This window comes from Nocardia inohanensis NBRC 100128 (genome assembly GCF_001612945.1).
Lineage (GTDB): Bacteria > Actinomycetota > Actinomycetes > Mycobacteriales > Mycobacteriaceae > Nocardia > Nocardia inohanensis.
Genome location: NZ_BDBK01000008.1, coordinates 781,352 through 798,317, shown reverse-complemented (window position 1 = coordinate 798,317; position 16,966 = coordinate 781,352). Strand labels below are relative to the sequence as shown.

The window sequence follows — 16,966 nt, the reverse complement described above, 5'->3', positions numbered from 1 at the left end:
ACCTATCCGGCGTGCCTCACAGGCACTTGAGCGCCTTCGCCTCACGGCGGCGGCGGTGCAGGATCGGCTCGGTGTAGCCGTTGGGCTGCTTGGTGCCTTCCAGGACCAGTTCCTTGGCGGCCTGGAACGCGATGGAGGCGTCGAAGTTGGGAGACATGGCGAAGTAGCTGGAGTCTCCGGCGTTCTGCTTGTCCACCACGGGGGCCATGCGCTCCAGGGAGGCGATGACCTCGGCTTCGGTCACGATGCCGTGCCGCAGCCAGTTGGCGACCTGCTGGGACGAGATGCGCAGGGTGGCACGGTCTTCCATGAGGCCGATGTCCTTGATGTCGGGCACCTTGGAGCAGCCGACGCCCTGGTCGATCCAGCGCACCACGTAGCCGAGGATGCCCTGGGAGTTGTTGTCGAGTTCCTGCTGCTTCTCCTCGGCGGTCCAGTTGGTGTCCTGGGCCAAGGGGATTTCGAGGATCTCGTCGACGGTGGCGCGGGGGCCGCCCTTGGCGATCTCGGCCTGCCGCTTGAACACGTCCACCAGGTGGTAGTGGGTGGCGTGCAGGGTGGCGGCGGTGGGCGAGGGCACCCAGGCGGTGTTGGCGCCGGCCTTGGGGTGGCCGATCTTCTGGACCAGCATTTCGGCCATCAGATCGGGCATGGCCCACATGCCCTTACCGATCTGCGCCTTGCCGGGCAGGCCGGTGGCGATGCCGGTGTCGACATTCCAGTCCTCGTAGGACTTGATCCACTGCTGGGCCTTCATCTCGGCCTTGCGGACCATGGGCCCGGCCTCCATGGAGGTGTGGATTTCGTCGCCGGTGCGGTCGAGGAAGCCGGTGTTGATGAAGACCACGCGGTCCTTGGCGGCGTGGATGGACGCCTTCAGGTTGACGGTGGTGCGGCGCTCCTCGTCCATGATGCCGACCTTGAGCGTGTTGCGCGGCAGGTCGAGGGCGTCCTCGATACGGCCGAACAGCTCGTTGGTGAAGGCGACCTCGTCGGGGCCGTGCATCTTCGGCTTCACGATGTAGATGGAGCCGGTGCGGGTGTTCTTGAGCTTGGTATCGCCGTTGAGGGCGTGCTTGGCGATCAGGACGGTGATCAGGCCGTCCATGATGCCCTCGGGGATCTCGTTGCCATCCTTGTCGATGATGGCGTCCGAGGTCATCAGGTGACCCACGTTGCGCACGAACAGCAGCGAACGGCCGTGCAGCACCAGCTCGGAACCGTCGAGCGCGGTGTAGACGCGGTCGGGGTTCATGGTGCGGGTGAAGGTCTTGCCGCCCTTCGAAACCTGCTCCGCCAGATCGCCCTTCATCAGGCCGAGCCAGTTGTGGTAGCAGAGGACCTTGTCCTCGGCGTCCACGGCGGCGACGGAATCCTCGAAGTCCATGATGGTGGTGACCGCGGACTCCAGCACCAGATCCTTGACACCGGCGGTGTCGGTGGAGCCGATGGGGGAGGACGGGTCGATCTGGATCTCGATGTGAAGGCCGTTGTGCTTCAACAGGATCGAGGTCGGGTTGGCCGGGTCGCCCAGGTAGCCGACGAGCGCGTCGTTGTCGGCCAGGCCGATCTCGGTGCCGTCCTCGAGACCGACGACGAGCTCGCCGTCCTCGATCGAGTACTTGGTGGAGCCGACGTGCGAGCCGGTGATCAGCGGCACCGCGTCGTCGAGGAAGTTGCGCGCCCATTCGATGACCTTGTCACCGCGGACCTTGTTGTAACCGGTGCCCTTCTCGGCGCCGTTCTCCTCGGAGATGGCGTCGGTGCCGTACAGCGCGTCGTACAGCGAACCCCAGCGGGCGTTCGCGGCATTGATCGCGAAGCGGGCGTTCATGACCGGCACGACCAGCTGCGGGCCGGCCTGGGTGGCGATTTCGGCGTCCACGTTCTCGGTACCGATCTGGAAATCGGCCGGTTCGGGGCGCAGGTAGCCGATCTCGGACAGGAACTGCTTGTAGGCAGCCTTGTCGTAGCCGGTGCCGGGGTTGGCACGGTGCCACTCGTCGATCTTGGCCTGGATGTCGTCGCGTTCTGCGAGCAGAGCACGGTTCTTGGGGGCGAGGTCGTTGATGACGGCCTCGGCACCCGACCAGAACGCGGCGGAATCAACGCCGGTGCCGGGAAGGGCCTCGTTCTCCACGAAATCGTGGAGAACCTTGGCAACCTGAAGCCCGCCGACCTGGATCCGCTCTGTCATCTACATGCCTCATTTCGAGAAGCCGGGTGGAAAAAGTACGCCTGTCATGTTACTCGCGGGTACCCGGCGGGCGGTCACGGCACCCTGTCGAAGTGATCCACGGCATTCGGGCGTGACCCCTTGAATGTTCCGTGCGGTACATTTAATGTACCGGGCAGAACATTATTGGCGTTCAGACACGGTGAGGTGCCGTCCATGGGAGAAACGTTGTCCGGCAAGGTCGTTGTGGTCACCGGCGGTAGCCGCGGGCTCGGACGCGAAATGGTCCTCGCATTCGCGGGTGAGGGCGCGGACGTCGTGATCGCCAGCCGCAAGATCGACGGATGCGAGGCCCTGGCGGCCGAAGTACGTGAGAAATTCGGGCGGCGCGCCCTGGCCGTGGCCTGCAATGTGGGCGTGTGGGACCAGTGCGATCAGCTGGTCGAAGCCGCCTACACGGAGTTCGGCAAGGTCGATGTGCTGGTCAACAATGCGGGCATGTCGCTGCTGTACCCGAGCCTGGACCAGGTTTCGGAGGCCATGTTCGACAAGATCATCGCCACCAATCTGAAGGGGCCGTTCCGGCTGTCGGCGGCCATCGGGGCGCGGATGGCGGCGGCGGGCAGCGGATCGATCATCAATATCTCGTCGATCGAAGCGGTCCGGCCGGAGGCCATCGCGGTGCCCTACGGTGCGGCCAAGGCCGGACTGGAGGCGCTGTCCGGCGGGCTCGCCAATACCTATGGACCGGCGGTGCGGGTCAACACCATTCGCTGCGGGCCGTTCGAAACCGATATCTCCAAGGCGTGGACGCCCGAGATGCGCGCCGCCATGGTCGAGCACAACGCCCTGCGCCGCACCGGCCAGCCCGCCGATATCGTCGGCGCGGCACTGTATTTCGCCTCCGACGCCTCCGCCTTCTGCACCGGCGCGGTGCTACCCCTGGACGGCGGCTGGAAATGACCGGCAGCGCACCCGCCCGCCGGCGCGGCCGGCCACCCGCCTCCGAAACCAATCCGGGGGAGACCCGGGAGCGGATCATGCGCGCGGCCATGGAGCTGTTCGCGGAGAAGGGCTTTCACGCCACCAGCGTCGGCGAGATCGGCGACCGGGCCGGCATCCAGCGGGGTGCGCTGTACTACCACATCGGATCCAAGGAAGAACTGCTCTTCCAGATCCGCAGCAACTACACCCAGCTCATGCTCGATGCCGCCGCCCGCATCACCGACGGTGACGAACCGCCGCTCACCAAGCTGCGTGCACTGATTCGCAGCCACGTGGAGCTGATCGTCGAACACCGGCACGAGGTCACCATCGCGCTGCGTGACTCCGGAGCCCTGACCGCCGAACGCGAAGCCGATCTCCAGCTGCTGCGCGACGGCATCCAGACCCGCTGGCAGCGGGTCGTCGACGACGGCTACGCGGCGGGCGTGATGACCACCAACGATCACGTCGTCACCAACAGCATGGTCGCCATGCTGAACATGGTGAGCACCTGGTACCGCCCCGACGGCTCACACACCCCCGGCGAAATCGCCGACATTCTCACCACCACCCTCCTCGACGGTGTCGCGACACCGGCTGCACAGAAAACGAAAGGCTGATCATGGCTTGGGATTTCGGAACCGACCCCGAATATCAGAAGAAGCTGGACTGGGTGGCGGAGTTCGTGCGCACCGAGGTCGAGCCCCTCGACCTGCTCTACCCCGAACCCTACGACCGCAAGAACCCGGAGATCCGGGCGCTCATGCAGCCGTTGCAGGAGAAGGTGAAGGAGCAGGGCCTGTGGGCCTGCCACCTCGGCCCCGAACTCGGCGGACCCGGCTACGGGCAGGTGAAGTTGGCGCTGCTCAACGAGGTGATCGGCACCTCCAAGTGGGCTCCACTCGTCTTCGGTTGCCAGGCGCCGGATTCCGGCAATGCCGAGATCCTCGCCCACTTCGGCACCCCGGAGCAGAAGGCGAAGTACTTGCAGCCCCTGCTCGATGGCGAGATCGGCTCCTGCTACGTGATGACCGAGCCGACCGGCGGCTCGGATCCGACCGCGTTCAAGACCCGTGCCGTGCGTGACGGCGACGAATGGGTCATCAACGGTGAGAAGTGGTTCAACTCGGCCGCCGAGTTCGCCACGTTCCATATCGTCATGGTGGTGACCGATCCGGAAGCCGAACCGCACAAACGGCTTTCGATGTTCATCGTCCCCGCCGGCACTCCCGGCCTGGAGATCGTGAAGAACTTCACCGTCCCCGGCTTCTCGGAAAACGAAGGCCACCTGCGCTTCACCGATGTCCGCGTCCCCGCCGACGCCCTGCTCGGTGCGGAGGGCCTCGGCTTCATCGTCGCCCAGACCCGGCTCGGCGGCGGCCGCGTGCACCACGCCATGCGCACGGTCGCCATGGTGCGCAAGGCTTTCGACATGATGTGTGAGCGCGCCGTCTCCCGTCCCATGCGCAAGGGCGTGCTCGGCGGGTTGCAGATGACGCAGGAGAAGATCGCCGAAGCCTGGATCGAGATGGAGCAGTTCCGGTTGCTCGTGCTGCGCACCGCGTGGCGTATCGACCAAGAGCAGGACTACCGCAAGGTGCGCCACGACATCGCCGCCATCAAGGTCGCGATGCCGAAGGTCATGCACGATATCGCCCAGCGCGCCATGCACCTGCACGGGGCCATCGGCGTGAGCACCGACCTGCCGTTCGTCGACATGATGAACTACGCGCAGGTCATGGCCATCGCGGACGGTCCGACCGAGGTCCACAAGATCACCTTGGCCAAGGAGATCCTCAAGACCTACGCGCCCGGGGATCCGGTGTACCCCAGCGGATATCGGCCCGCGCTGCGCGAGAAGGCGCGTGAACTGGTCGCCCAGCGACTGGAACACACCGTCGGCAACCTCTGACCGAACCCGTTGGCCGCGAGCGGATTCAGCTCGCGGTCGACGGAAACCCGGTGCCGGTCAATTCTTCCGACAGCTCCCAGAGGCGACGTGCGGTGCCCGCGTCCTGGGCGGCATCGGAGCGGCCCACCAGTTTCGGATGGCCACGGTACTCGTAGAAGCCGTCGGGGCCGACGTAGCTGTTCGATGGCAGGTCCTGGGACAGGGCGTACAGGGTGGGCAGTGCGCCGTCGCGGGCATCCTGGGCGATCAGCAGATTGCCGATGCGCATGGCCAGTGTCGCGACCGCGTTCTCGGTGTGGCCCTGAAGGTTCGTGGCCGACCAACCCGGATGCGCCGCCATCGCGCGTACTTTCGATCCCGCCTCGTCCAGGCGACGCCGAAGTTCCAGCGTGAAAAGCAGATTCGCCAGCTTGGACTGACCGTAAGCGCCGCTTGCGCTGTAGGGACGAGACTTCCAGTTCAGATCGTCCAGATCGATGGTGCCCCGGCGATGCGCCTGCGAAGACACGGTGACCACCCGATCGGTGATGTGCGGCAAGAGCAGGTTGGTCAGGGCGAAATGCCCGAGGTGATTGGTGCCGAGCTGCCGTTCGAAACCGTCGGCGGTGTGGCCGAACGGGACCATCATGATGCCCGCGTTGTTCACCAGCGCGTGGATCGGCCCGGACCAGTTCGCGGCGAATTCCCGGATCGATTCCAGGCTCGCAAGGTCGAGGCGGCGAACCTCGGTGTCGCCGCGCACTTCTCGGGCGACCGCCTCGCCGCGCTTGGTATCGCGGACCGCGAGCACGACGCGTGCGCCGACCCGGGCGAGTTCACGGGTGGTGACCAGGCCGAGGCCGCTGTTGGCTCCGGTCACGATGACGGTCTCGCCGTCCATGCGGGGGAGATCTGCTGCTGTCCATCCGGAATTCGTCATGACACCCAATGTAGACACTGCCCACAAAGTGGTCAATGTCCACATCCTGCTAGGCTGGGCGCACTATGAGTGCCGACCGCCGCTACCACCACGGTGACCTGCGCGAGCAATTGCTCTATCTGGCCGAGCAGGCACTCCGCGAGCACGGGGTCGAACAGCTCTCCTTGCGCAAGCTCGCCCGCGAGGCCGGGGTCACGCACAATGCGCCCAGCCGCCATTTCCCGGACAAGCAGGCACTGCTGGACGCGCTCGCGCTGGCCGGATTCCAGCGCATCGGCGATGCCTTCCGGGCCGTGGCCGCCGCCGACGGGCAGTCGTTCGAGCAGCAGTTCCGGGAGCTGGCGCGGGCGTATCTGCGTTTCGCCGTGGACAATTCGGCGCTGCTGACGCTGATGTTCGCGCGCAAACACAGCCCGACCGGGGGCGAGGCGATGGCCGCGGCCGTGGCGAACGCGTTCGCGGTACCGGTGCGGCTGACCGCCGAAGCGCAGGCGCGCGGCGAGGTCGTCGAGGGCGATCCGATGCGGATCGGCTGGACGGTCGCGGTCGCGCTGCAAGGGCTCGCCAGCTTCGTCATGTCCGGATTGGTCGCCCCGGACGGCATCGACGACCTGTTGGACGAGACGGTGACCCGGCTGACACAGGGCCTGCAACCGCGTACGGCACCGGTGACGAAACTCTGACCTCGCGCCGGAAGCCCTGTCGCGGGCCGCCCGCGAGCGCGAGTATTCGAGCATGGCCTCGAAACGAAGGATCGCATCCAAACCCGTCGTGTGGACGCTCGCGGCACTGGCCGCGGTCGTGCTGATCGGCGGATCGATCCTGTTCCAGCCCTGGCGGCTGTTCACGAATACGACCGTCGACGAAGCGCTTCCGACCGTCACGGGTACCTCGGCAGCCGTCGCCGCGCCGCGCACGCTCTCCACCGGCACCTTCATCTCGCACGAGCACGACACCGCCGGCACGGTGTCCATCCTGCAACTCCCCGACGGCAGCCGGGTACTGCGGCTGGAGAACCTCGACACCTCCGACGGTCCCGCGCTGCACGTCTGGCTCAGTGACGCCGCGGTGGTGCCGGGCAAGGACGGGTGGGGTGTATTCGACGACGGCGCGTACCGGGACCTCGGGAACCTCAAGGGCAACAAGGGGAATCAGAACTACGAGATTCCGGCCGATGCCGATCTGTCGGTGCTGCGCAGTGTTTCGATCTGGTGCGACCGGTTCAATGTGTCGTTCGGGGCAGCGGAATTGCGTGCCGCCTGATCTAACTGGTGCGCGGCTCTATCCAGAGCGCCTCGGCCAGCGCGCACAGCTCGCCGTCGGCGGTCGAAAGCGCCACGCCAACGGTGAATTTGCGGCCGTCGCGGTGGATCGGCCACGCGTGCGCGATGTGCTCGGCTCCGGCCAGCACCGGCCGATACTGTGCGGCGGTGAGCGCCGCGGTGAACGCGCCGAGGCCCATACCCAAGTGGACCCACGCGGCGATACCACCCGGGCAGTCCAGCGCCGACCACACCACCTCCGGCGGCAGTTCGCCGTTCTCGTCCGCCAAGCCCGTGTCGGGAGTCCAGGCGGCGGCCATGATCTCGCTGCCGGGCACCGCCCACGGGAACAAGCGCAGGCCGCGACCGGGCGCGCATTGCACGCCGCAGCCGTAGCAGTCGGTGACTCGGCGGTCGGGGGAGGAGAGCGCGGTTTCGGTGGCGCGCTTGGCATCCGACCAGGACGGCAGCGGCGGCGCGGCGATATCGAGGGTCGCGGGGGTGGCCTCGGTCAGCAGGGTGCCGTCGGTCGCGGTGAGCGCGGAACCGTTCAGCAGCAGGGGAGTGCCGACCGGGACGGCGCGGCGGAAGTCGACGCGTACCGCTTCGGCCTCGGTGCGGGCGGCCAGCACCCCGGCCACATAGCCGCCGAAGGCCACCTCGGGGTAGCCGTGGATGTGGTCCGGAATGGTCAGCGCTTCCGTCGCGATCATGCTGTGTGTCAACCTCTCCCGCACGGTCCGATCATTCGACGATACCCAGGACGCGGGGAACGGAGCCGGTGGGATATCCCACTTCAGGACAGCGGTTGCACCCCGCGCTGGGCGAGCAGCAAGGTCATGATGCCCGCTTCCTGGGATTGGGCGCTGATCATGCCGCGGGCCGCCTCCTTCACCGCACCGGATTCGACCATCTTGTCGACGGCTTGGGCCATGGCGACGCCGCCGCGGTGATGGCGTTGCATGAGTTGCAGGAACTGGGATTCGGCATCGGCCCCGCGCGCCGCGGACAGGGCGTCGAGTTCGGCGAGGGTGGCCATGCCGGGCATGAGATTTGGTTCGGCGGCCGTGGTGGTCATGGCGGCGTGGTCGTGTGTGGTGCCGGTGGTGTGCATCCAGTTCATCGGATGGGCATTGGTGGGGGAGGCGTTGGCGAGGCGCAGCCAGCCGAGCATGGTGCCGATCTCCGAGCGCTGGGTATCGGCGATCTGCTGGGCCAGCTGGCGAATCGCCGGATCGACGCCGGCGTCCAGGCGCTGCACCATTTGCAGCGCCTGTTGATGGTGCGCGGTCATATCCTGCGCGAAACCGATCTCGGTGGGTGTGAGAACCGAAGGCGCACTCCGATTCTCGGGCGCCAGGACGGGGCGCATCAGGAAGCCGGCGAGGAGCAGCAGCGCGGCGAGGGTGATCGCCCCCGCCGCGCGCTGCCATTTACCCGCCGTCACGAACCCACCACGGAGCGCTGATCGGCGGGCGGGGTGTACACATCGCCGGAGAGTTCCAGCACCATGAAACCGTTGTCGTTGCAGGTGGTCCAGAGCTGGTTGCCGTGCCATTCCGGCGGCGAGAAGCACCAGTCGCTGGACAGGTCGCCCAGCGCCACCATCCCGCTGCGGGACGAAAGCGCCTGGGACGGATCGAATTTGCCCTCCAGCAGGGCGCGCGCGACCGAGGTGAACTCCATGCCGGGGATGCCGATCAGCGATGCCAGGGCGTGCGGGGAGTTCCAGAGTTCCAGGTTGCGGCCCTTGCGCGCGGGCGGGTTGAAGTACGCGATCTCGCGCGCGTGGAACGGATCTCGCACATCGAACACCCGAATGCCGGATTCTTCCCAGCCGCAGGCCAAGGCGGTCGGATTGTCCTGGCGGTCGGCGGCGCAGTAGTGGGCGTCGTAGGAGAACACCGAGCCGCCCATGGCCGAGGCGACCGCGGAATCCTGGTTCTCCAGCAGGTTGATCTCCAGCTTGATCTTGTTGACCACCTTGGGGGAGGTCTCGTCGGAGATGTCGATGAGCTTCACCCCGCCCGCGCCGCCCTCGTCGACGGTGAACAGGTAGGGCTGGCCGTCATAGGTGACCGGGATGCTGTGCTGGGTGGCCCAGCCGTCGATCCAGAAATTGCGGCCCAGGTGCGGCACTTGGGGATTGGGGTCGCGGCGCTGTACTGCGCTGATGTCCAGGACGGTGAATCCGCCGAGCGCCGAGAGGTACATGCGATTGCCGTCCGGGCTGATACCGAACCCGTGCGCCTCGATACCGGTCAGCCCCTGCCAGATCACGTGCGGGTTGGACGGATCGGTGAGATCCACCGCGCTCACGAACCCGGGTGCGATGCCCGACGCCCAATAGGTGCGCCCGTCGGGGGAGAACCCGCCCTCGTGTGTCGTGATCGGGATCGGCATCAGCAGGTTCGTGCCCGCGCCGGGATTCAGCAGCCGCGGATGCGCGCAATCGGAGATGTCGTAGACCGACAGATAGCCCGCGCCGGTGCCGACCGGAACGCCCGTGCCCACCAGCAACTTCCGCTCGGTGTTGACCTTGAGCGATTCCCACGTCCCGGCCAGCATGGCCGGTTCGGTGAGGGTCGCGGTGACCACCGGGTTGGCCGGATCGGACACATCCAGCACCTGCACGCCCTGCGCGGGCCCGAGAATATTGCCCGGGAACATGGACCCGGTGTACGAGCAGTGCTCGAAACTCGTCGAGGTGATGCCCGCGCCCCGCCCGACATATCCGCCGACGAACGAGATATTGCAGCGATACCCCTGCGTGCTGCGCCCGCTGTTGCGGTCCTCGGCCGGGACATCGCCCTGCAAACCGGTTTCCGGCAGCGAGTCCGCGCCGCACTCCGCACGCGGCACGGAATAGCGACCAACATCGAAGAAGTTCTGCACCGCATCCGTCAGATCCGATTGCAGGTCGGCCGAGGCCCCGCCGAGCGGCAGTGCGGCAGCCGCCAGCAGGGCCGTGGCCAGCGTGATCGCCGGCTTGGACCGTCGTATCCCCGAGAACCGCAGCACTGCGGCACCCCCGTTCCGTTCGAGTCATCGTGACCCGAGGCACGGGCGGCCCCTCGGTGTGGTCACGGTTACATCTCGGAACCGTAACCCAGAAACTGACCGATCGGTAGGGGGTGTCTCAGATAGTCCGGAAATCAGACCGGCCAGGTGAATTCCGGATCCCTGAGATAGTCCTCGCGGCGCTGGTCCAGCGCCATCGCGACCATCTGATGCGCCCCCGGCCCGATCACCTTCCGCAACGGCGGATTCGGCATCGCCACCAACTCCAGCAGCCCGGCCGCACCGACTTCCGGCTTGGCCTCCACCCACTCCGACTCGACCGCCTCGTCCTCGCCGGCCGTCGCAGCGACATCGTCCGCGGTCGGATAGTCCCCCATCCCCAGAATCGCTTCCCGCTGCCCCGCATACTCCGGCAACCCCACCGCGAACTGCATACTCGACTTGGCCCAATCGGTATCGAACCCACCCATCTGGGCAAGCGTCACGTGAATCCCGAACGGCCGCAGCTCATCCGCCAGCGAAGCTCCTCGATCGCCCCCCACCAGTCCGTACCCGGCATTGTTCACGACCACATCGATACGCCCCACCGCACCGAAAGCCTCATTGCGGGTGGTAATCGGGGGCTGGGGCGGGCGTTTGTGGAGGCCGCGTTGGCGGTTGGGGATCGGGTGGTGGCAATTCCGCTATTCCCCGGCAAGCGCCGAGTGGTCTTCGCGCCTAGCCGAGCAGTGCGGTGCAGGCGGTGTGGAGGCGGGTGCGGAGGGTTTCCGAGCGGTCGGCGATGGCGGCTTGGGCGCGGACGTATTCGGCTCGGCCGGACGGGGTTTCGATGCGGATAGGGGTGTAGCCGAAGGCGGTGAGGTCGTAGGGGCTGGCCTTCATGTCGAGTTCACGGGCGGCGCAGGCGAGTTCGAAGCAGTCGAAGAGGAGGTCGGAGGGGATCAGGGGGGTTAGTTTGAAGCCCCACTTGTAGAGGTCCATGTTGGCGTGCAGGCAGCCGGGTTGTTCGCGGTGGACCTGATCGTCGCGGGTCAGGGGTTCGATGTTGAGGGGGGCGGCGGCGGGGGTGAAGAAGCGGAAAGCGTCGAAGTGGGTGCAGCGCAGTTGCATCGACTCGACCACGGCGTCGGTGCCCGCCGCGCCCAGGCGCAGGGGGACCTGCTGGTGGCGGACGTCATCGCTGCGGTAGACCATCGCCCATTCGTGCAGGCCGAAGCAGGAGAGCTGGGCGGGGCGGGCGGCGGTCGCGGAGAGCAGGTTCGCTACGAATTCGATGGTGTCGCGGCGCTTTTCGAGGAAGGCCGAGTCTGCGGTCCAGCCGGCCGAAACCTGGTGGTAGCCGCGGGAACCCGTGTACTCCCCGGCTTCGGCCAGGGCGGTGCCGAAGCCGGGGTGCCAGCGTTTGAGCTGGGCGGGTTTGTGGCCGTAGTAGGTGAAGAGGAAGTCGATCACCGGGTGCTTGGTGCCTGCGGAGCGGGCTTGCAGGTAGGGGCCGACCAGGGCGTCCACGCGGTCGCGGTGGGCGGCCGCGCGGGAACGCCATTCGGGGGCCGGAAGTACCTGGAGATCGACGACGTTCATGACTACTCGGCGATGCGGTGGGTGGCGTCGCGGACGGTGCCGACGAACTCCTCCACCAGGTCCTCGAGGGCGACGATGCCGACGGTGTTGCCGCGGCTGTCGACCACGCGGCCGAGGTGGGAGTTGGTGCGGCGCAAGCGGGCAAGGGCCTCGAAGAGGGTGGTGCCCATGCTGAGCGTCGGCAGGGGGCGGATGTCGGTGCGGGGGATGGGGGTGCCGGGGCCCGCGTCGTCATCGGCCACCAGGTCCAGCACGTCCTTGACGTGCAGGTAGCCGACCAGGGAGCCGTCGGTGGCGCGCACGGGATAGCGGGAGAAACCGGTTTCGGCGACCGCGGTTTCGATATCGCCGAGCGTGGTGCCGTCGCCGCGCAGCGGGACCGAGCGGGTCTTGTCCAGGGGCACCATGACGTCGGCGACCATGCGGTCGCTCGAGCCCAGCGCCTGGGTGAGGCGGCGGTGCTCCTCCTCGTCGAGCAGGCCCTCGGAGTGCGATTCACCGAACATCTCCGCCAGCTCCACCGACGAAACCGTGGAATCCAGTTCGTCTTTCGGCTCGATGCGCAGCATCCGCAGCGTCAAGTTCGCGGCCAGGTTGTAGATGTAGATGAGCGGGCGAGCCAGCCGCAGCCACATCAGATGCAGCGGAACCAGCAGCAGCGCCGAACGCTCCGGCCCGGCCAGCGCGATGTTCTTGGGGATCATCTCGCCGAGCAGGATGTGCAGGATCACCACGATCGTCAAGGCCAGCGCGAACGAGATCGGATGCAGCAGTTGATCAGGCACGCCGAGCAGCTCGAACGGCTTCTCCAGCAGATGCGCCACCGCCGGTTCACCCACCCGGCCCAGCAGGATCGAGCAGATGGTGATGCCGAGCTGCGCGGCCGCGAGCATCATGGACAGGTTCTGGCCCGCCTCGATCACCGTGTTGGCGCTGCGCTTGCCTTGGGCGGCAAGGGCTTCCAGCCGATCGCGGCGGGCGGAGATGAGCGCGAACTCGGCGGCCACGAAGAACGCGTTGCCCAGCAGCAGTACGAAGGTCAGCAGAACGGCCCACAGATCACCCATGGCTGTGCTCCCAGATCGCCAGGGCGTCGGCGTCCACCGGGCGCAAGAGCACCCGGTCGATGCGTCGGCCGTCCATCCGCTCCACCTTGGCGATCCAGCCGCCGCGGGTATGCGGTTCGCCGTAGTGGCCGTTGCCCGGATGCGGCAGCAGCACTTCGTCGCCCGTCACCGGGATCCGGCCCAGCCGCTCCAGCACCAGCCCGCCCAGCGTCTCGTACTCGCCTTCGGGGGCGTCGTAACCCGTTGTGCGCGAAACCTCGTCGACGCGCATCAGCCCGGAACAGTTCCAGCCGTTCGGGGTGCGGCGGACATCGGCCTCTTCCTCGTCGTGTTCGTCGCGGACATCGCCGAGGATCTCCTCGATCAGGTCCTCCATGCTGACGATGCCCGCGGTGCCGCCGTACTCGTCGACCACCAGGGCCACCTGCATGCCGTCGGCGCGCACCCGTTCCAGCACCTCGTCACCGTCCAGGCTGGCGGGCACGATCGGCACCGGCTGGGCGATGGACTCCAGTTTCACGGTGCGCCGCGCCTTCACCGGATGCAGGAACGCCTGCTTGATGTGCACGACGCCGAGCGTGTTGTCCAGGTCGCCGTCGATCACCGGGAAACGCGAGTACCCGGTATCGCGTGCGGCGTCGATGAGATCGGCGATGGTGCAATCCCGGTCCAGTGATTCGATTTTCACGCGCGGGGTCATCAACTCCTCCGCGCTGCGCTCACCGAATTGCAGCGACCGATCCACCACCTGCGCGGTACGCGAATCCAGCGCGCCGTGCAGCGCGGAGGTCCGCACCAGCGAGCCGAGTTCCTGCGGGGAGCGCGCCGAGCGCAGCTCCTCGGCCGGTTCCACACCCAGTCGCCGGACGGCCCAGTTGGCGGTCCCGTTCAAGAAATTGATCATCCAGCGGAAGACCGTGGAGAACATGATCATCGGCCCCGCGGTGAGCCGCGCGGTCGACAGCGGCGCGGCGATGGCGATGTTCTTGGGCACCAGCTCGCCGTAGATCATCGACAGCGAGGTCGCCAGAATCAATGCCAGCGCCAGCGAAATCCCGTGCGAGGTACCGGAACTCACGCCGAACGCGTTGAAGATCGGCTCCAGCAGCCGCGCCAGCACCGGCTCGGCGATATAGCCGGTGATCAACGTGGTGATGGTGATGCCGAGCTGCGCGCCGGAAAGCTGGAACGAGAGCGTGCGATGCGCCTGCCGCACCTGCCGGGCGCGGCGATCGCCCTCACGGGCGTGCGCCTCCACGGTGGAGCGTTCCAAGGCGGTGAGCGAGAATTCCGCTGCCACGAACAACGCGGTGCCGGCGGTCAATGCGATGAATCCGAACAGCGAAGCAATGGTGATCAGGACCGACACGGTCAGCACCACCCGGCTGTCGCGGTGGCAGAGGAGACGGGGAAGCCGGGTTTGTCACCCGGCTCGGTAGAGGAGCCCTCCTGGGAAGCGCCCTTGGACGCGGGTGACAACTGGTTCCTTTCGCAGGGGTGACAACGACGCGATATGTGCTCCGGCCGGTGCGGCGACACGCGGTGTCGCGCTCCGGCATGCGCCCATGGTACCGGCAAGGCCCGTGCACACGCGCACGACGGGTCCGGCTGATTTCGCGCTCCGCATCACGTGCCCGGTCGGCGGCGCGCACCACGGACCGACCGCGATCGAATCGGGTGCCGTGGGGGAGCGGCGCCGCGGAAGCGGTCGCAGACGCACTGCTGCATTGCCATATCAGGTCTGGCCGTTCGGCCCGGCACGGCCGGCCGTGCCTGCGCATCGTGGACGGAACGCTCTGGCGTCTCGCCCCCGAAACTCGCCGGACTCACAACCGCGAAACCCGGCGGGCCGCTGCGGGGCCCGCCGGGTTTCGCGTGCGCGGTACTAGCCGCTCACCACCCCGAGGGCAGCGGGCGGCCTTCGGCGAACCCGGCGGCCGACTGCACACCGAGCACGGCGCGCTCGTGGAACTCGGCGATGGTGCGGGCGCCCGCGTAGGTGCAGGAGCTGCGCACACCGGAGGTGATGTGGTCGATCAGGTCCTCGACGCCCGGGCGCTCGGGATCCAGGCGCATGCGCGAGGAGGAGATGCCCTCTTCGAAGAGCGCCTTGCGGGCGCGATCGAAGGTGGAGTCCTGGGCGGTGCGGGCGGCGACGGCGCGCTTGGACGCCATGCCGAAGGACTCCTTGTAGCGGTTGCCGTCGCGGTCGGCGCGCAGGTCGCCGGGGGACTCGTAAGTACCCGCGAACCAGGAGCCGATCATGACGTTCGCGGCGCCGGCGGCCAGCGCCAGGGCCACGTCGCGCGGGTGCCGCACGCCGCCGTCGGCCCACACGTGCTTGCCGAATTCGGCTGCGGCGGCGGAACATTCGGCGACCGCGGAGAACTGCGGGCGGCCCACGCCGGTCATCATGCGGGTGGTGCACATGGCGCCGGGGCCCACACCGACCTTGATGATGTCCGCGCCGGCCTCGATCAGATCGCGGGTGCCCGCGGCCGAGACCACATTGCCCGCGACCAGCGGCACACCCAGATCCAGGGCGGCCACCGAGGCGAGCGCCTCCAGCATCTTCTGCTGATGGCCGTGCGCGGTGTCCATGACCAGCACGTCGGCGCCGGCATCGACGAGCGCCTTGGCCTTGGCCGGGACATCGCCGTTGATGCCGACCGCGGTCGCGATGCGCAGCTTGCCGTGCGCGTCGACGGCCGGCTGGTAGATGCCGGCGCGGATGGCGCCGGTGCGGGTCATCACGCCGGCGAGGGTGCCGTCGGCGTTGACCAGCACCGCGATGTTCTGGTGCTTGGCCTCGAGCAGATCGAAGATGTCGCGCGGCGAGGCATCGGCCGCGGCGGTGACGAAATTGCTGTCGGCGACCGTGCTCAGCCGGGCGAACCGATCCACGTCCGCGCAGGACGATTCGGTGACCACGCCGACCGGCTTACCGGCATCGACCACGATGACCGCGCCGTGCGCGCGCTTGTGGATGAGCGCCAGCGCATCCGACACCGACTGGTCGGGATCGAGGGTGACCGGGGTGTCGGCGGTGAGCGAACGGCTCTTGACGAAGGCGATGGTGTCCGCCGCCGCCTTGAGCGGAAGATCCTGCGGCAGCACCACGAGACCACCGCGACGCGCCACGGTCTCGGCCATCCGGCGGCCCGCGACGGCGGTCATGTTCGCGACCACGAGGGGAATGGTGGTGCCGGTGCCGTCCGAGCTGGACAGATCGACATCGAACCGCGACGCCACATCGGTCCGGTTGGGGACGAGGAAGACATCGTCGTAGGTCAGGTCGTACGGGGGATGCTGCCCGGGGAGAAACTGCACGTTGGTTAGCCGCCTCATGGGATTGACGTGGAGGTTTTCGTGGTGGCCATGCTACGGAGGCAGGCGGGTGGAACGAGTCCATCGACACCTGATGTCACACATGCAGCTGTCCAGTATAGCCATCGACCAGGATGCTGTGAGTATGCCGGTCGGTCACGGGCCGAAATTCCGGTTGTCGCCCGGTCGGGTGTGCCCTACTTTCGCCGGCGTGACTGATATCGCGGCACTGGCCGAGCGGCTCGAACTCGGCGATCTGATCACCAAACTCTTCGTCTACTGCGACCAGGCGCGCTGGAGCGATCTGGCGGAAAGCGTGCTCGCCGAGCAGGTTTACTTCGACAGCGGATTCGGCGGCGAGCCCGGCCCGCGCGCCGGGTCCGACATCGTCGACGACTGGGCCGAGGGCCTGGGCTCCCTCGACGCCGTGCACCACCAGGCCGGAAACCACCTGATCGAGATCACCGGCGACACCGCCCTGGCCCATGCGGACGCCATCGCGGTGCACCTGAAGAACGATGCGACGCAAGGCAAGACGCGCTGGTTCGTAGGCAGTTACGTCCTCGGCTTCGAGCGCACCGAGAAGGGTTGGCGCATCAACCGCTTCGAGTACAAGCTCAAGCTGATCGACGGCAACGCCGACCTCACCTGAGCCATTCGCTCAGCAATAGCGGGACCCGATTCCGTGCGGGGTATCGGTCGGCGTGTCGCCGAGTG

General features: G+C 67.3%; 16 protein-coding genes. 6 read left to right on the top strand and 10 right to left on the bottom strand.

Annotated elements, in window-relative coordinates; genetic code table 11:
• Window positions 1–16: 16 nt before the first annotated feature.
• Window positions 17–2,197 carry a malate synthase G gene (locus NI1_RS19390; RefSeq protein ID WP_067822265.1) on the bottom strand — a complete coding sequence of 727 codons (2,181 nt, stop codon included), beginning with the start codon at window positions 2,195–2,197 and terminating at the stop codon, window positions 17–19.
• 195 nt (window positions 2,198–2,392) lie between these two features.
• On the opposite strand from NI1_RS19390, the gene NI1_RS19385 reads away from it, so the two are divergent.
• The 3 genes from NI1_RS19385 to NI1_RS19375 are packed head-to-tail and all read left to right on the top strand — an operon-like array spanning window position 2,393 to window position 5,072.
• The gene (locus tag NI1_RS19385; protein ID WP_067822262.1) at window positions 2,393–3,139 is read left to right on the top strand and encodes an SDR family NAD(P)-dependent oxidoreductase; all 747 of its coding nucleotides are present in this window, start codon (window positions 2,393–2,395) and stop codon (window positions 3,137–3,139) included.
• Complete coding sequence (locus tag NI1_RS19380; protein ID WP_067822259.1) at window positions 3,136–3,780, top strand: TetR/AcrR family transcriptional regulator; 645 nt, start codon at window positions 3,136–3,138, stop codon at window positions 3,778–3,780. Before NI1_RS19385 ends, NI1_RS19380 begins: the two co-directional genes overlap by 4 nt.
• A 2-nt stretch (window positions 3,781–3,782) precedes the next feature.
• Complete coding sequence (locus tag NI1_RS19375; protein ID WP_067822256.1) at window positions 3,783–5,072, top strand: acyl-CoA dehydrogenase family protein; 1,290 nt, start codon at window positions 3,783–3,785, stop codon at window positions 5,070–5,072.
• Between the two features lie 25 nt (window positions 5,073–5,097).
• Here NI1_RS19375 and NI1_RS19370 read toward each other — a convergent pair whose 3' ends face one another.
• A complete protein-coding gene (locus NI1_RS19370; protein ID WP_067822254.1) occupies window positions 5,098–5,991 on the bottom strand; it encodes an oxidoreductase in 894 nt (297 codons plus the stop codon).
• Window positions 5,992–6,056: 65 nt separating this feature from the next.
• Here NI1_RS19370 and NI1_RS19365 point away from each other — a divergent pair, with 65 nt between their 5' ends.
• Together NI1_RS19365 and NI1_RS19360 are read left to right on the top strand one after the other, a co-directional pair.
• Window positions 6,057–6,674, top strand: a complete 618-nt coding sequence (locus tag NI1_RS19365) for a TetR/AcrR family transcriptional regulator (protein ID WP_067822251.1) — start codon at window positions 6,057–6,059, stop codon at window positions 6,672–6,674.
• Between the two features lie 52 nt (window positions 6,675–6,726).
• Window positions 6,727–7,254 (top strand): DM13 domain-containing protein, encoded by a 528-nt coding sequence (locus tag NI1_RS19360; RefSeq protein ID WP_067822248.1) that lies wholly within the window; start codon window positions 6,727–6,729, stop codon window positions 7,252–7,254.
• Window position 7,255: 1 nt separating this feature from the next.
• Here the strand turns inward: NI1_RS19360 and NI1_RS19355 are convergent, their stop codons facing one another.
• From NI1_RS19355 to NI1_RS19320, 8 genes are all read right to left on the bottom strand, one after another.
• On the bottom strand, window positions 7,256–7,966 hold the full coding sequence (locus NI1_RS19355; protein ID WP_067822245.1) for a PaaI family thioesterase: 711 nt from the start codon (window positions 7,964–7,966) through the stop codon (window positions 7,256–7,258).
• An 83-nt stretch (window positions 7,967–8,049) separates the two neighbouring features.
• Complete coding sequence (locus NI1_RS19350) at window positions 8,050–8,700, bottom strand: DUF305 domain-containing protein (RefSeq protein ID WP_067822242.1); 651 nt, start codon at window positions 8,698–8,700, stop codon at window positions 8,050–8,052.
• Window positions 8,697–10,271 (bottom strand): LVIVD repeat-containing protein, encoded by a 1,575-nt coding sequence (locus NI1_RS19345; protein ID WP_067822741.1) that lies wholly within the window; start codon window positions 10,269–10,271, stop codon window positions 8,697–8,699. The genes NI1_RS19350 and NI1_RS19345 overlap by 4 nt, the downstream gene beginning before the upstream one ends.
• Window positions 10,272–10,408: 137 nt before the next feature.
• Window positions 10,409–10,861, bottom strand: a complete 453-nt coding sequence (locus NI1_RS19340) for an SDR family oxidoreductase (RefSeq protein ID WP_067822239.1) — start codon at window positions 10,859–10,861, stop codon at window positions 10,409–10,411.
• 130 nt (window positions 10,862–10,991) lie between these two features.
• Window positions 10,992–11,855: a 3-methyladenine DNA glycosylase gene (locus NI1_RS19335; protein ID WP_067822236.1), complete on the bottom strand. Its 864-nt coding sequence runs from the start codon at window positions 11,853–11,855 to the stop codon at window positions 10,992–10,994.
• A gap of 2 nt (window positions 11,856–11,857) precedes the next feature.
• The gene (locus NI1_RS19330; RefSeq protein WP_067822234.1) at window positions 11,858–12,922 is read right to left on the bottom strand and encodes a hemolysin family protein; all 1,065 of its coding nucleotides are present in this window, start codon (window positions 12,920–12,922) and stop codon (window positions 11,858–11,860) included.
• Window positions 12,915–14,291: a hemolysin family protein gene (locus NI1_RS19325; protein ID WP_067822738.1), complete on the bottom strand. Its 1,377-nt coding sequence runs from the start codon at window positions 14,289–14,291 to the stop codon at window positions 12,915–12,917. The genes NI1_RS19330 and NI1_RS19325 overlap by 8 nt, the downstream gene beginning before the upstream one ends.
• 524 nt (window positions 14,292–14,815) lie before the next feature.
• Window positions 14,816–16,252, bottom strand: a complete 1,437-nt coding sequence (locus NI1_RS19320; RefSeq protein WP_067822231.1) for a GuaB1 family IMP dehydrogenase-related protein — start codon at window positions 16,250–16,252, stop codon at window positions 14,816–14,818.
• Between the two features lie 208 nt (window positions 16,253–16,460).
• Here NI1_RS19320 and NI1_RS19315 point away from each other — a divergent pair, with 208 nt between their 5' ends.
• Window positions 16,461–16,901, top strand: coding sequence for a nuclear transport factor 2 family protein (locus NI1_RS19315; RefSeq protein WP_067822228.1), 441 nt, complete (start codon window positions 16,461–16,463; stop codon window positions 16,899–16,901).
• The last annotated feature ends 65 nt before the right edge of the window (window positions 16,902–16,966 follow it).